Below are 13,962 nucleotides of genomic sequence, written 5' to 3'. Positions count from 1 at the left end.
CTTTTTGCCTAACCCGTTGACCGGCCTGGTTTTTGGGTTTTTGGCACGGAACTCGCTCTGTGTTGTTCCTGCCAGAACCATTCCAATAATAAAAAGGTCGTGTCATGTCGTTGACCCTGGAGCACGTCACACGCGTTGTCGAAGGCCAGACCTGGATCGACGACGCCAACCTGCGTTTCGAAGCCGGTTCCTTCAATGTATTGCTGGGCCGCACGCTCTCCGGCAAGACCAGCCTGATGCGCCTGATGGCCGGCCTGGACAAGCCCGACAGCGGGCGCATCCTGATGAACGGCGTCGATGTCACCCAGAAACCGGTGCGTTTGCGCAACGTGTCGATGGTCTATCAGCAGTTCATCAACTACCCGACCATGACCGTGTTCGAGAACATCGCCTCGCCGCTGCGCCAGGCCGGTGTGTCTGCCGAGCAGATCCAGAGCAAGGTCCTCGAAACCGCGAAAATGCTGCGTATCGAGAAATTCCTCCAGCGTCATCCCCTGGAACTCTCCGGCGGCCAGCAGCAACGCACCGCCATGGCCCGGGCGCTGGTCAAGGACGCCGAGTTGATCCTGTTCGATGAACCTTTGGTGAATCTGGACTACAAATTGCGGGAAGAGCTGCGCCAGGAAATGCGCGAGCTGTTCAAGGCGCGCCACACCATCGCGATCTACGCCACCACTGAACCCAACGAAGCCCTGGCCCTGGGCGGCACCACCACGATTCTGCATGAGGGCCGGGTGATCCAGAGCGGCAAGGCGGCCGAGGTCTATCATCAGCCGCAAACGGTGCTGGCGGCCGAGCTGTTTTCCGAACCGCCGATCAACCTGATGCCCGGGCGTATCAGTGGCAACGAAGTGAGCTTCGCCAACTTCGTGCACTTTCCGCTGAACGTTGACCTGCGGCCCATCGGCGAAGGCGAGTTTCGCTTTGGCGTGCGTCCCAGCCATATCAGCCTGGTGCCGAGCAACGACGATGACCTGGAGCTGGCGGTGACCGTGGAGGTCGCCGAGATCAGCGGCTCGGAAACCTTCCTGCACGTGCGCAGCGAACACTTCCTGCTGGTGCTGCACTTGCCCGGCGTGCACGAGTACGACGTCGACGCGCCGATCCGCATCTATATCCCTACCCACAAATTGTTTGTGTTCGATGGCCAGGGACGTTTGGTCCAGGCTCCGGGCCGACGTGTCGCGAGGGTTGCCTGATGGCCGAGATCCATTTGCAGAACCTGGCCCACAGCTACAGCTCAAAGCCAAACGGCCCCGAGGACTACGCGATTCGCGAAATGAACCACGTCTGGGAGCAGGGTGGTGCCTATGCGTTGCTCGGGCCGTCGGGCTGCGGCAAGTCGACCTTGCTCAACATTATCTCCGGCCTGCTCAGCCCGTCCGAAGGCCAGGTGCTGTTCGACACCAAGGTGGTGAACGAGCTGACCCCGGAAAAACGCAACATCGCCCAAGTGTTCCAGTTCCCGGTGGTGTACGACACCATGACCGTGTTCGACAACCTGGCCTTTCCCCTGCGAAACCAGGGCATGGCCGAGGCGAAGATTCACAGCAAGGTGCAGGAAATTGCCGAGGTACTCGACCTGCAAAACCTGCTGGGCAAAAAGGCCCGCAACCTTACCGCCGATGAAAAACAGAAAGTCTCCATGGGCCGCGGGCTGGTGCGGGATGACGTGTCGGCGATCCTGTTCGACGAACCGCTGACGGTGATCGACCCGCACCTTAAGTGGAAGCTGCGGCGCAAGCTCAAGCAGATCCACGAGCAGTTCAACATCACCATGGTCTACGTGACCCACGATCAACTGGAAGCCTCGACCTTCGCCGACAAGATCGCGGTGATGTATGGCGGGCAGATCGTGCAGTTCGGCACGCCCCGGGAGTTGTTCGAGCGGCCGAGCCACACCTTTGTCGGCTATTTCATCGGCAGCCCGGGGATGAATCTGATTGAAGTGCAGGCAGAGGCGGGTGGCGTGCGCTTTGCCGGGACACATCTGGCGTTGCCCGAGGCGTTGCAGCAGCGCATTGGCGAAAAGCCCTACAAGAAGCTGCAGGTCGGCATCCGCCCGGAATTTATCCATGTGTGGGATGAGCACAATCCCGACGCGCTACAGGCGCAAGTCACGCATGTCGAAGACCTCGGCACCTACAAGATCATGACCCTCAACCTCGACGGCGCACCGTTGAAGGTGCGCCTGGCCGAAGACAAGCCGGTGCCCGAGGGCCAGGCGTCCATCAGCTTTCCTGGGCAATGGTTGATGGTGTATGCCGATGACTACTTGCTGGAGGTGCAGCCATGAACAAGGTGCAGAACAACAAGGCCTGGTGGCTGGTCTTGCCGGTGTTCCTGCTGGTGGCCTTCAGCGCGGTGATCCCGATGATGACCGTGGTCAACTATTCGGTGCAGGATATCTTCGACCAGTCCAGCCGCTACTTCGTCGGCGCCGACTGGTACAAACAGGTGCTGCTGGACCCGCGCCTGCATGACTCGCTGCTGCGCCAGTTCATCTACTCCGCCTGTGTGTTGTTGATCGAGATACCGCTGGGCATCGCCATCGCCCTGACCATGCCCACCAAGGGTCGCTGGTCCTCACTGGTGTTGATCGTGATGGCGATTCCGCTGCTGATTCCGTGGAACGTGGTCGGCACCATCTGGCAGATCTTCGGCCGCGCCGACATCGGCCTGTTGGGTTCAACGCTCAACGCCATGGGCATCAGCTACAACTACGCGGCCAACACCATGGACGCTTGGGTCACGGTGCTGGTGATGGACGTGTGGCACTGGACGTCCCTGGTGGCGTTGCTGTGTTTCTCGGGGCTGCGGGCGATCCCGGATGTGTACTACCAGGCGGCGCGAATTGATCGGGCGTCCAGCTGGGCGGTATTCCGACATATCCAGCTACCGAAGCTGAAAAGCGTGCTGCTGATCGCGGTGATGCTGCGCTTCATGGACAGTTTCATGATCTACACCGAGCCGTTTGTGCTGACGGGCGGCGGGCCGGGGAATGCCACCACCTTCCTCAGTCAGACGCTTACCCAGATGGCCGTAGGCCAATTCGACCTGGGCCCGGCGGCGGCGTTCTCCCTGGTGTACTTCCTGATCATCCTGTTGGTGTCCTGGCTGTTCTATACCGCCATGACCCACTCCGACGCCAACCGCTGAGGCCGCCAACATGAGCAAGCGCAAGCTGATCCCGCTGCTGGTCTACATCCTGTTCCTGCTGGTGCCGATCTACTGGCTGCTGAACATGTCCTTCAAGAGCAACACCGAAATCCTCGGTGGCCTGACCCTGTTTCCGCAGGACTTTACCTTCGCCAACTACAAGGTGATTTTCACTGACCCGAGCTGGTACACCGGCTACCTCAACTCGCTGTACTACGTCAGCCTCAACACGGTGATTTCCCTGAGTGTGGCGCTGCCGGCGGCCTACGCGTTTTCACGCTACCGCTTCCTGGGCGACAAGCACCTGTTCTTCTGGCTGCTGACCAACCGCATGGCGCCGCCGGCGGTGTTTTTGCTGCCGTTCTTCCAGCTGTATTCCTCCATTGGCTTGTTCGATACGCATATCGCGGTGGCCCTGGCTCATTGCCTGTTCAACGTGCCGCTGGCGGTGTGGATTCTCGAAGGCTTCATGTCCGGCGTGCCCAAGGAAATCGACGAAACGGCCTACATCGATGGGTACAGCTTCCCTAAGTTTTTCGTAAAGATCTTCATCCCGCTGATTGGCTCGGGAATCGGCGTCACCGCATTTTTCTGCTTCATGTTTTCCTGGGTCGAACTCTTGCTGGCGCGCACGCTGACATCGGTGAACGCCAAGCCGATTGCGGCGGTGATGACGCGCACGGTGTCGGCGTCCGGCATCGACTGGGGCGTGCTGGCAGCGGCGGGAGTGTTGACCATCCTGCCGGGCATGCTGGTGATCTGGTTTGTTCGCAACCACGTGGCCAAGGGCTTTGCCCTGGGCCGGGTCTGAGGAGTCGATGATGGAATGGATGGCCTGGACCACCCCGACGGCACTGTTCTTTGCCGCGATCGGCCTGCTGCTGGTGGGCATGACGACCTGGGAATTGCGCTCGCCGAGTATCCCCCGGCGCGGTTTGTTACCGATCAGCACCACCCGTGGTGATCGCTTGTTTATCGGTCTTCTCGGCAGCGCCTACCTGCATTTGTTGGTGATCGGCGTAACCGGCTGGAGCATCTGGGTGGCGTCCGCGCTGTCTCTGGTGTGGCTGTTGTCTGTGATGCGTTGGGGCTAGCTGCCCCTTTTGAACCCCAAAACCAGGAGGTCTCTATGTTCGATAAAAACAATAAGCTGCGACATAGCATTTCATTGGCGGCCGTGCTGGCGCTCAGCGGGCTCAGTGCTGCGGCCTGGGCGGATGCTTATGAAGACGCTGCGAAAAAATGGATCGGCAGTGAATTCAAACCGTCGACCCTCACCGAAGCCCAGCAACTCGAAGAGCTGAAGTGGTTTATCAAGGCCGCGGAGCCGTTTCGTGGGATGAAGATCAACGTGGTGTCGGAAACCCTCACCACCCACGAATACGAGTCCAAGGTGCTGGCCAAGGCTTTCAGCGAAATCACCGGGATCAAGCTGACCCACGACTTGCTGCAGGAAGGCGACGTGGTGGAGAAGCTGCAAACCCAGATGCAGTCCGACAAGAATATCTATGACGGCTGGGTCAACGATTCCGACTTGATCGGTACGCACTTTCGCTATGGCAAGACAGAATCCATCACCGACCTGATGGCCAACGAAGGCAAGAACTTCACTTCGCCGACCCTGGACATCAAGGATTTCATCGGTATCTCGTTCACCACCGCGCCGGACGGCAAGATCTACCAATTGCCCGACCAGCAGTTCGCCAACCTGTACTGGTTCCGCGCCGACTGGTTTGAACGGGCGGACCTGAAAGCCAAGTTCAAGGAAAAGTATGGCTATGAACTGGGCGTGCCGGTGAACTGGTCGGCCTACGAAGACATCGCCAAATTCTTCAGCGAAGACGTCAAGGAAATCGACGGCAAGCGCGTCTACGGGCACATGGACTACGGCAAAAAAGACCCGTCCCTCGGCTGGCGTTTCACCGATGCCTGGTTCTCCATGGCCGGTGGCGGCGACAAAGGCCTGCCCAACGGTTTACCGGTGGACGAATGGGGCATTCGCGTGGAGGACTGCCACCCGGTGGGCTCCAGTGTGACCCGTGGTGGCGACACCAACGGGCCGGCGGCGGTGTTTGCCACGCAGAAATACGTGGACTGGATGAAGGCATACGCGCCACCGGAAGCGGCGGGCATGACCTTCTCCGAATCCGGCCCGGTGCCATCCCAGGGCAACATCGCCCAGCAGATTTTCTGGTACACCGCGTTTACCGCCGACATGACCAAACCGGGCCTGCCGGTGGTGAACGCCGATGGCACGCCGAAGTGGCGCATGGCGCCATCACCCGTCGGGCCTTATTGGGAAAAGGGCATGAAGAAGGGCTATCAGGACGTGGGTTCCTGGACCTTCCTCAAGTCGACACCCGAGAAGCAAAAACTGGCGGCCTGGCTGTACGCGCAGTTCGTGACCTCGAAAACCGTTTCGCTGAAGAAAACCATCGTTGGCCTGACGCCGATTCGTGAGTCCGACATCAACTCCCAGGCCATGACCGACCTGGCGCCGAAACTCGGCGGGTTGGTGGAGTTCTACCGCAGCCCGGCGCGGGTGGAGTGGACCCCGACCGGCACCAACGTGCCGGACTATCCACGGTTGGCGCAATTGTGGTGGAGCCATATTTCGGAAGCTGCCAGCGGAGAGAAGACGCCGCAGCAGGCGCTGGACGGGTTGGCCAAGGATCAGGACGCGATCATGACGCGCCTGGAACGCTCCAAGGTGCAGCCGATTTGCGGGCCTAAGATGAACGAGGAACGGGACGCGCAATACTGGTTCGACCAGCCGGGTGCGCCGAAGCCTAAGTTGGCGAATGAGAAGCCACAGGGTGAGACGGTTAGCTATAACGAGTTGCTGAAGTCGTGGGAGGCGGCGCGCAAGTAACCCAGACGCAGGAGATCAAAAATGTGGGAGCGGGCTTGCTCGCGAAGGCAGTAGATCAGTCAGCAGATATGTGACTGACAGACCGCTTTCGCGAGCAAGCCCGCTCCCACATTTGATTGGTGGCGCCTCAGAAAAGAGGTCTACTTGGGATACAGCGGCGGCAAGCTGGTGCTGTCCCCCGCAGGGTCCTGCTCACGCTCCGCCATCGGAATTGCCTTCACCGCCCGCCACAATTCCTCACCCTGCCAATACTGGCCACTCTCGCTGTACAGCGCGCCGTTCAACCCGTCCAACGCATCCGACAACGGCACAAACCGCGCCGCCATATCCGCCAGGGTTTCCGGTTGTTGCCGTGCCCAGGCATCCAGTGCCTGACGCGTGGCCTGTGGGTCATTGGCTTGGCTCGCCCGCTTGAGGTCGTCCAGCAAGGTGCGCGGGCTTGGGCCGGTTTGCGCGGCACGCAGGATTGCCGGCTGCCAGCGCGCACGCCACCACAAACCGAAGCCCAGCAGGGTGGTGCAGGCCAGGATCAGGCTGGTCAGTTGCCAGATCCACAGGCTGTCATTGTCCGGCGCGGTGATCACCGTTGGGCTGGCCGGCGTGTCGACGATCAGGCTCGGGTTGGTCGCCACTTGCAGGGTGCGCGCCGGCAGGCTGGTGCGTTCCAGGTGGTCTTCGTGGGTGTTCCACCACACCACTTCCACTGCCGGCAGTTCCAGTGCGCCGACACGGTTGGGCACCAGGGCTTCGCGGTCTTCACGGCTGCCGATCAGGCCACGGTCGTTGTTCTGGTTGCTCAGCACCGGTTGGTCCGGGTAGCGGCGCAGGCCGGGGATGTCGCTCAGCGCCAGCGGCGGCAGTTGCGCGCCGGCCAGGCCTTCGGCTTTCAAGGTGAGGCTGCGGGTCAGGGAGTCGCCGACCTGTACGTGATCGGGCTCGGGGTTCCAGCTTTCCGTCAGCGTCAGGCTGCGTGCCGGCAGCCAGGGAGTGTCGGCCGGGTACATTGCCGGCTTGGCCTTGACGGTCAGCGACAACTCCGGCGAGCTGACGTGGATCAGTTTGCCGGGCTTGGAGCCTTGGGGGTTGTTGTCCTGGGCGGGCCGGGGCTCTACCAGGGTGGCGCTGAACGTCTGCGTCGGAATGGTCAGCGTGCCGCTGTGCTGCGGGTAGATGGCATAGCGGGTTTCGATCACGCCATGGCGTATGCCGTTGATGACTTTCTCGTAGGTGCGCGACTCGCCCAATTGTTCGATGCGCGTATCGGCAACCTGCAACGGCGTGAGGCTGCTGTCGTCGTACAGCGACACCGAGTGGTAGACGCGCACGGTCAACAGCGCCTGGGCCTGGACGTAGACGCTGTCCTGATCGAGGTTGGTTTCGATGAACACCGGGGCCAGTTGGGCCTCGGGGTTCTGGCTGACGGTTTCCACCACTTGCAGGGTGATCGGCTGGGTCTTGAGTTCGCCGATCTGCAAGGGCGGAATCACCACGGTGCCGTTCTGCCTGGGCAGCAGGGTGATAATCCAGCGGGTGGTGGCGTGGTTATCGCCGGCCAAGGTGGTGAGCTGGTTGATCTGGCGGGTGCCGCTGACTTCAAACAGCGGGTCGAGTGGCGCCAGGTCCGGTTTGCCGAACAGCGTGACATCGTTGGACTCCACCGTCAGTTCCACCGTCTCCCCGGAATTGATGCGGCTGCGGTCGACACTGGCCACCAAGCCGGCTGCCTGGGCCTGACTGGCCCACAACGCGAGGGTGAGAAGAAGGGTGGTGCAGCGGTTCATCGAGTCTTGTCCTGATGTTGTTGCTGTTCATACCAGAATTTACGTCGCAGCAGCTCGCCGGGGTTGTCCGGGATCTGCCGCAGCCATTGTTCCAGGGCCTGGCGCTGTTCGCCTTCAAGGGTGCCGTTTGCGGGGCGCAGCGGCGGGGTGGTGGTTTGCTCATCACCCAACTCGCTGCCGGGTACCTCGTTGCTGCCGGCCTGGGGCGTGGCCCCTGTTTGCGTGTCGGTAGCGCCGGGCTGGCCCTGGCCTTGAGACGTCTGCTCGCCACCGGTGGCGGTCTGGCTGCTGGCACCCGGTTGCGCAGTCTGGCCGGGTTGCGTGGTTTCGTCATCCTCGTTTTTTGCCGGTTTGGCCGGCTCGGTTTTTTCCGGCTCCTGTTGCATCAGGCTTTCCACCAGCGCTTTGTTCTTCAGCGCCGGCTGCAAGTCTGGCTGGGCTTCGAGGGCTTGTTCGTAGGCGTCGATTGCCGCTTCCAGCTCGCCGCTTTTGGCCAGGGCATTGCCTCGATTGTAGTGGGAATAGGCGTCGCTGCCCTCGGCAAACCGCTTGGCAGCTTCGGCATAGTTGCCAGATTCATACAGCGCGACGCCTTGCCATTGCGGGTCTTCGAAATGTTCGGCCGCTTCGGCCGGGCGTTTTTTCTTCAGCAGCAGTTGGCCCTGTTGATCGGGGCGCAACCAAAGGTCCTGGAAGTCGAAGGCATAGCTGGGCTGCGGCGCGCCCAACAGCAGCAGCGGCAGGAAGAACAGCCAGCCACGGCGCCCGGCGCAGGCGGCCAGCAGCAACAGCGGCAAGAGTAGCCAGTAACCCTGGTCGGCCCAGGTGTCGAGGTGCAGCAGTTGGCCGTCATTGCGCAGGCTTTGCGGGCCGTCCAGCAGGCCAAGGTGGCGCAGGTCCTTGTCGTCCAGACGGGCCTGGCGGTAGCGACCGCCCATTTCGCTGGCGAAGGCCTTGAGGGTCGGGCTGTCGAGACGCGGTACGAGGATTGCGCCCTGGGCGTCCTTGAGGAATTCGCCGCTTTCCTGGGTCACCGGCGTGCCTTCACGGCTGCCGATGCCGAGGATCGACAAGCTTGGCGCCTGGTTGCTTTGCAATTGCAGGCGGATGCCCTGGCGCTCCTGCTTGGACAGCGACGAGCCGATCAGCAGCAGTCGGCCCTGGCCGAGGCCGCCATGCTTGAGCAGGCTCAGGGCTTTTTCCACCGCCAGATCGGCGCGGTGGCCGGGCTCGGGCATGATCGAGGGGCGCAGGGCTTCCAGCAGGTTATGGCTGGTGGCCAGGTCGTCCGAAAGCGGCACCAGGGTGTGGGCGCTGCCAGCGTAGACCACGATGGCGGTTTGCGCATCGCTGCGGGCCTGGAGTAAGTCGAACAGCTTGCGCCGCGCCTGTTCGAGGCGGCTGGGCGGGCTGTCGGTGGCGAGCATTTCCGGGGTCAGTTCCAGCAACACCACCAGCGGGTCGGAGGGTTTCTGGCTGGGCTGCTCGACGCGCTCCCAGCTCGGGCCGAGCAACGCCAGCACGGCCAGCAGCCAGGCGATGCCGAGTACCACCCACGGTGATTTGCTTTCGCGGCCACTGCCGCCGCTGAGCAACGCGGCATGGAACGCCGGCGGCAGAATCATCTGCCAGCGCCCGGCGCGTTTCTGGCGGTGCCACAACTGCCACAGCAACCAGCCGAGCAGCGGCAGCAGCAACAGCCACCAGGGGCGGAACCAGTGGGGCCACAGGGCGATCATCGACGCCTCCGCAAACGCAGGCGTTTGAGGCGTTCGCGCCATTCAGGATTGGGTTGCAGGAAACGGCCCTTGCTCGATAGTTTGTTGAACAGCCGTTGCAGGGCGTTATCCGGCCAGCGCTCCTGGATTACCAGCAGCATGCTGAGGATCAACGCCAACGCCAGCGGCGCGCTGTACAGCGCTTGCGCAGGGCGCGCCTGAGTCGGTTGCTGGGCCACGGGTTCAAGCTGGTCGAGGGTTTCCTTGACCTTCAACAGTTCATTGCCGTCGCGGGCGCGAAAGTAGCGGCCGCCGGTGGCCTCGGCGATGGCCTTGAGGGCCGGTTCGTCAAGATCCAGGCTCGGGTTGACGCCAAGAACGCCCAGGGACCCGGTTTCCTCGGGGTCTGCGCCGATGCCGATCGGGTAGATTTTCACGCCTTCTTCAGCGGCCAGGCGGGCGGCGGTCAGCGGGTCGATTTCGCCGGCATTGTTGGCGCCGTCGGTGACCAGGATCAGCACTCGGCTTTGGGCCGGACGCTGGCGCAGGCGCTTGAGGGCCAGGCCGATGGCGTCGCCTATTGCGGTGTTTTTACCGGCGATGCCGATTCGTGCTTCATCGAGCCAAGTGCGCACGGTGCGTCGGTCAAAGGTCAGCGGCGCTTGCAGATAAGCCTGGCTGCCGAACAGGATCAATCCCACGCGGTCACCTTCGCGGCCTTCCAGGAAATCCCCCAGCAGGTGCTTGACCAGGCTCAGGCGGCTGACGTCCTCGTCCTGCCATTGCATGTCGGGGAAGTCCATTGAGCCGGAAACGTCCACGGCCACCAGCAAGTCGCGGCCGCTGGCTGCAATCGGCAAGGGTTCGCCGAGCCATTCCGGGCGGGCGGCGGCGGTCAACAGCAGCAGCCACAGGAACACGAACGGCGCTTGCTGGCGCCAGCCCGGCAGGTTGACCCGCGCACGGCGGCGGGCCAGGCCTTCGAGGTCGCTGAGGAAGCTGACTTTCAGCGCCGGCTCGCCACTGTCGGCCACCGGCAGGATGAGGCGCAGCAACCACGGCAGTGGCAACAGGGCAAAGATCCACGGCCAGGCGAACTCAAACATGTTTGCGAATCCAGGTGTCGACGGCTTGGGTCAGGCCGGCGATGGCCTTGTCGTCGAGTTTGCATTCGGGCTTGTAGGCGCCTTCCACCAGCACCATCCAGCGGGTCAGGCCGGCAGCGGGGCAACGGTTGTCGAGGAACGCCAGCCACTTGCGGCCGTTGAGGGTGTGGCTCTGGCTGTAGGGATAGTCATTGCGGCACAGGCGTTTGAGCAGGCCGTTGAGTTGTTGGAGCCAGGCACCGGCCGGCGCACCGTCGTAGGGTTTGGGCATCAGGGCCAGCTCGGCGAGGGCGGCGATGCGCAACGGGTCCAGGGGCTGTTCGGCGCGGGCCAACGGGCGCTTGGCCGGCAGGAAACGCCGTAATGACCACAGCCCCCAACCCGCCAGCGGGAGGATCAGCAGCAACAGCCACCAGCCCGGCGCCGGCGGCCAGAAGCCGATCACGGGCGGGGCGATCAGGGGTTGCAGTTGGTCGAGGCTGCTCATTGCTTTTTAACCGGGCGTTGCGGGTTCAGGTATTCGCGCAGTTGCTCGACCATTTCACCCTGGGTACTCAAGGGCATCAACAGCACCCGCAGCTTTTGCGCGAGCAATTCCCAACGTGCGCTGCGGGCTTCGGCCTGGGCCTTGTAGGCCTGGCGCAGGTCAAAATTCAGGGTGTCCAGCTCCAGTTGTGCGCCGCGCTCGGCGAAACGCAGCAGCCCGGCGGCGGGCAGGGCGTGGTCCAGAGGGTCGGACACCGGCAACAGCAGCAGGTCGCAATGCCGCGACAACAGGCTCAGCTGTTGCTCGGCGCCTTCGGTCAGGGCGCGCTCGTCGCAGATCACAATCACCAGGCTGCCCGGGCGCAAAACTTCCCGGGCCCGGCGCAAGGCCATGCCGAGGGCGTCGGCCTCCGGGCGGCGTTCGGTGTTGAGGCTCTGGTTGACCCGCACCAGACGGTTGAGCAGTTGCAGCAGGCTTTGCTTGCTGCGCCGGGGTTTGATTTCGTAGTGCTCGCTGTCGCCGAATACCAGCCCGCCGACCCGGTCGTTATGGCCCAGTGCCGCCCAGCCGATCAGGCTCGCCGCCTGGGCCGCCAGCACCGACTTGAACATCTGCCCCGAGCCGAAAAACAGCCGGCAGCTTTGTTCCACCATGATGAAGATCGGCCGTTCGCGCTCTTCATGGAACAATTTGGTATGGGGCTCCTGGGTACGTGCGGTGACGCGCCAGTCGATGGTGCGTACGTCGTCGCCAGCCTGATACACCCGCACCTGATCGAAGTCGACCCCGCGCCCGCGCAGTTTCGAGTGGTGCAGGCCGATCAGCGGGCTGCGCTGGCTTGGCGTGGAAAACAACTGCACTTCTCGGACGCGATGGCGCATCTCGATCAATTCGCTCAAGGTGACACGGGTTCCATCGCCAGCGTTCATGGGCGTCAAGCGACGGCAACGACGTCGAGAATGCGTTGCACCACACGGTCCTGGTCGATACCGGCCGCTTCAGCTTCGAACGACAGGATGATGCGGTGGCGCAGCACGTCGAACAGCACCGCCTGGATGTCTTCCGGGCTGACGAAATCGCGGCCTGCCAGCCAGGCGTGGGCCCGGGCGCAGCGGTCCAGGGCAATCGAGCCCCGCGGGCTGGCGCCGTAGGCAATCCACTCGGCCATCTCCGGGTCGAACTTGGCCGGGGTACGGGTGGCCATGACCAGTTGCACCAGGTATTCCTCCACCGCATCGGCCATGTACAGGCCGAGGATTTCCTTGCGCGCGGCAAAGATCGCCTGCTGGCTGACCCGGCGCTCGGGCTTGGTTTCGCCGTTGAGCGCTTCGCCACGGGCTTGCTGCAGGATGCGGCGCTCGACAGCGGCGTCCGGGAAGCCGATTTTCACGTGCATCAGGAAACGGTCGAGCTGGGCTTCCGGCAGCGGGTAGGTGCCTTCCTGCTCGATGGGGTTTTGCGTGGCCATCACCAGGAACAACGGCGACAACTCGTAAGTGCTGCGCCCCACGCTGACCTGGCGCTCGGCCATGGCTTCGAGCAATGCCGACTGCACCTTGGCCGGGGCCCGGTTGATTTCGTCCGCCAGCACCAGGTTGTGGAAGATCGGGCCTTGCTGGAACACGAAACTGCCGGTTTCCGGACGATAGATCTCGGTGCCGGTGATGTCGGCGGGCAGCAGGTCGGGGGTGAACTGGATCCGATGGAACTGTGCCTCGATCCCTTCGGCGAGCTCCTTGATGGCCTTGGTCTTGGCCAGCCCGGGAGCGCCTTCAACCAGCATATGGCCATCGGCAAGCAGGGCAATGAGCAAGCGCTCGATGAGTTTTTCCTGGCCGAGAATCTGCGTTGAAAGAAAGGTTCGCAGCGCAAGCAGCGCTTCACGATGTTCCATCGATGACGGTTCCTGGAGAGGTGAGACTGGGCATTGCGAAAAATGCCAGGCCTGGGGGCGTTACTTTAATGCATCGCAGGGGCTGGCGACTAACGGCGTGGGGGGTATTTTTGGGAAATGTGGGAAATTTCCGAAGATTTTGCCGACGGGCACCTGCCGTTGTGGCGAGGGAGCTTGCTCCCGCTGGGCTGCGCAGCAGCCCCAATAAGGCTGTCGAGTTTTTCCAGGAAGAACGCAGTAGGCTGGTTTGGGGCCGCTGCGCAGCCCAGCGGGAGCAAGCTCCCTCGCCACATTGTGCGGGTTTGGCAGCTAGGCCCGGATATAGGTCCCGGTGCCCTTGAGAATGTTCTGCAGGGTTGCCTCCACTTCGGCCAGGTCCGACGCGGCGGTGCCGTGGGTGATTTCCAGATGATCGCTGCCGCCCAACGCATCGGCATCCGCTGCGCCAATTTCCACCAGCAACGTCGTGGCACTCAGGGTGATCTTCAGCCCGTCAAGGGTCGACGGCTCGTAATCCCAGGTGATCTCCACCTCGTCCTCATCCGGATAACGGGTCACCATGAACATCTCGCCCTTGTCGCCGTGGCAGCAGAGCATGGCCATGTTGTCTTCTTCGTCATCGCACGGGTTGACGATCAGGTGGGCGGTGGTGAGTTGCAATGGCATGGTTAATCCTGTCTGGGGGAGGGCGAAGCAGGGCAATTGTGCCATTACGGCGAATTTTGTGCTGCATCGTGTGTCAGACCCTTTGGCATGACCTGGCGGGCTACATCAGTCATTTCCGATACTCGGCGCCCCGGGATTTCTCCGAAAACACCCGGTTGCCCAAGTCGCAACCCGCCAGCAGCGTGCCGATGACCGAATATGTCGCAGCGTCGCAAGCAGCCTGCTTCCTACACTCGTTAAGCTGCGCAACGGATGTGCCCTGCCGGGAGTCTGACCTGC

Annotated in this window: 13 protein-coding genes; 6 read left to right on the top strand and 7 right to left on the bottom strand. The window is 62.5% G+C overall.

From position 1 onward, the window contains the following. Positions 1 to 104: 104 nt before the first annotated feature. The 6 genes from SNL23_RS06570 to SNL23_RS06545 are packed head-to-tail and all read left to right on the top strand — an operon-like array spanning position 105 to position 6,031. A complete protein-coding gene (locus tag SNL23_RS06570; protein WP_003218524.1) occupies positions 105 to 1,199 on the top strand; it encodes an ABC transporter ATP-binding protein in 1,095 nt (364 codons plus the stop codon). Then, positions 1,199 to 2,296, top strand: a complete 1,098-nt coding sequence (locus tag SNL23_RS06565; protein ID WP_167664801.1) for an ABC transporter ATP-binding protein — start codon at positions 1,199 to 1,201, stop codon at positions 2,294 to 2,296. Before SNL23_RS06570 ends, SNL23_RS06565 begins: the two co-directional genes overlap by 1 nt. Further along, positions 2,293 to 3,159, top strand: coding sequence for a carbohydrate ABC transporter permease (locus tag SNL23_RS06560; RefSeq protein WP_010173085.1), 867 nt, complete (start codon positions 2,293 to 2,295; stop codon positions 3,157 to 3,159). The genes SNL23_RS06565 and SNL23_RS06560 overlap by 4 nt, the downstream gene beginning before the upstream one ends. Before the next feature lie 10 nt (positions 3,160 to 3,169). Further along, a complete protein-coding gene (locus SNL23_RS06555) occupies positions 3,170 to 3,970 on the top strand; it encodes a carbohydrate ABC transporter permease (protein WP_003218530.1) in 801 nt (266 codons plus the stop codon). Positions 3,971 to 3,980: 10 nt separating this feature from the next. Then, positions 3,981 to 4,253 carry a DUF2160 domain-containing protein gene (locus tag SNL23_RS06550; RefSeq protein ID WP_010173082.1) on the top strand — a complete coding sequence of 91 codons (273 nt, stop codon included), beginning with the start codon at positions 3,981 to 3,983 and terminating at the stop codon, positions 4,251 to 4,253. Positions 4,254 to 4,288: 35 nt separating this feature from the next. Further along, the gene (locus tag SNL23_RS06545) at positions 4,289 to 6,031 is read left to right on the top strand and encodes an ABC transporter substrate-binding protein (RefSeq protein ID WP_076014890.1); all 1,743 of its coding nucleotides are present in this window, start codon (positions 4,289 to 4,291) and stop codon (positions 6,029 to 6,031) included. Between the two features lie 140 nt (positions 6,032 to 6,171). Here the strand turns inward: SNL23_RS06545 and SNL23_RS06540 are convergent, their stop codons facing one another. The 7 genes from SNL23_RS06540 to SNL23_RS06510 all read right to left on the bottom strand — a co-directional run bounded on the left by SNL23_RS06540 (position 6,172) and on the right by SNL23_RS06510 (position 13,683). Then, positions 6,172 to 7,812, bottom strand: coding sequence for a BatD family protein (locus tag SNL23_RS06540; protein ID WP_318301871.1), 1,641 nt, complete (start codon positions 7,810 to 7,812; stop codon positions 6,172 to 6,174). Continuing rightward, entirely contained in the window at positions 7,809 to 9,551 is a 1,743-nt protein-coding gene (locus tag SNL23_RS06535) for a tetratricopeptide repeat protein (RefSeq protein ID WP_318301870.1), read from the bottom strand. Before SNL23_RS06535 ends, SNL23_RS06540 begins: the two co-directional genes overlap by 4 nt. Then, positions 9,548 to 10,636 (bottom strand): vWA domain-containing protein, encoded by a 1,089-nt coding sequence (locus tag SNL23_RS06530; protein WP_063029404.1) that lies wholly within the window; start codon positions 10,634 to 10,636, stop codon positions 9,548 to 9,550. The genes SNL23_RS06535 and SNL23_RS06530 overlap by 4 nt, the downstream gene beginning before the upstream one ends. Further along, positions 10,629 to 11,123, bottom strand: a complete 495-nt coding sequence (locus SNL23_RS06525; protein ID WP_010173073.1) for a DUF4381 domain-containing protein — start codon at positions 11,121 to 11,123, stop codon at positions 10,629 to 10,631. The genes SNL23_RS06530 and SNL23_RS06525 overlap by 8 nt, the downstream gene beginning before the upstream one ends. Continuing rightward, positions 11,120 to 12,052: a DUF58 domain-containing protein gene (locus tag SNL23_RS06520; RefSeq protein WP_003218540.1), complete on the bottom strand. Its 933-nt coding sequence runs from the start codon at positions 12,050 to 12,052 to the stop codon at positions 11,120 to 11,122. Before SNL23_RS06520 ends, SNL23_RS06525 begins: the two co-directional genes overlap by 4 nt. 5 nt (positions 12,053 to 12,057) lie before the next feature. Next, positions 12,058 to 13,017: an AAA family ATPase gene (locus SNL23_RS06515; protein WP_003218556.1), complete on the bottom strand. Its 960-nt coding sequence runs from the start codon at positions 13,015 to 13,017 to the stop codon at positions 12,058 to 12,060. A 309-nt stretch (positions 13,018 to 13,326) separates the two neighbouring features. After that, positions 13,327 to 13,683 (bottom strand): hypothetical protein, encoded by a 357-nt coding sequence (locus SNL23_RS06510; RefSeq protein WP_076014887.1) that lies wholly within the window; start codon positions 13,681 to 13,683, stop codon positions 13,327 to 13,329. Positions 13,684 to 13,962 lie beyond the last annotated feature (279 nt).

The sequence above is a fragment of the Pseudomonas sp. SED1 genome (assembly GCF_034044025.1).
GTDB lineage: Bacteria > Pseudomonadota > Gammaproteobacteria > Pseudomonadales > Pseudomonadaceae > Aquipseudomonas.
This window is presented reverse-complemented; position numbering and strand designations above follow the sequence as displayed.

What these genes read in the sequence shown, in the direction of transcription:
- SNL23_RS06570 (WP_003218524.1), top strand. Translation starts at nt 105, where the DNA reads ATGTCGTTGACCCTGGAGCACGTCACACGCGTTGTCGAAGGCCAGACC.
- SNL23_RS06565 (WP_167664801.1), top strand. Translation starts at nt 1,199, where the DNA reads ATGGCCGAGATCCATTTGCAGAACCTGGCCCACAGCTACAGCTCAAAG.
- SNL23_RS06560 (WP_010173085.1), top strand. Translation starts at nt 2,293, where the DNA reads ATGAACAAGGTGCAGAACAACAAGGCCTGGTGGCTGGTCTTGCCGGTG.
- SNL23_RS06555 (WP_003218530.1), top strand. Translation starts at nt 3,170, where the DNA reads ATGAGCAAGCGCAAGCTGATCCCGCTGCTGGTCTACATCCTGTTCCTG.
- SNL23_RS06550 (WP_010173082.1), top strand. Translation starts at nt 3,981, where the DNA reads ATGGAATGGATGGCCTGGACCACCCCGACGGCACTGTTCTTTGCCGCG.
- SNL23_RS06545 (WP_076014890.1), top strand. Translation starts at nt 4,289, where the DNA reads ATGTTCGATAAAAACAATAAGCTGCGACATAGCATTTCATTGGCGGCC.
- SNL23_RS06540 (WP_318301871.1), bottom strand. Translation starts at nt 7,812, where the DNA reads ATGAACCGCTGCACCACCCTTCTTCTCACCCTCGCGTTGTGGGCCAGT.
- SNL23_RS06535 (WP_318301870.1), bottom strand. Translation starts at nt 9,551, where the DNA reads ATGATCGCCCTGTGGCCCCACTGGTTCCGCCCCTGGTGGCTGTTGCTG.
- SNL23_RS06530 (WP_063029404.1), bottom strand. Translation starts at nt 10,636, where the DNA reads ATGTTTGAGTTCGCCTGGCCGTGGATCTTTGCCCTGTTGCCACTGCCG.
- SNL23_RS06525 (WP_010173073.1), bottom strand. Translation starts at nt 11,123, where the DNA reads ATGAGCAGCCTCGACCAACTGCAACCCCTGATCGCCCCGCCCGTGATC.
- SNL23_RS06520 (WP_003218540.1), bottom strand. Translation starts at nt 12,052, where the DNA reads ATGAACGCTGGCGATGGAACCCGTGTCACCTTGAGCGAATTGATCGAG.
- SNL23_RS06515 (WP_003218556.1), bottom strand. Translation starts at nt 13,017, where the DNA reads ATGGAACATCGTGAAGCGCTGCTTGCGCTGCGAACCTTTCTTTCAACG.
- SNL23_RS06510 (WP_076014887.1), bottom strand. Translation starts at nt 13,683, where the DNA reads ATGCCATTGCAACTCACCACCGCCCACCTGATCGTCAACCCGTGCGAT.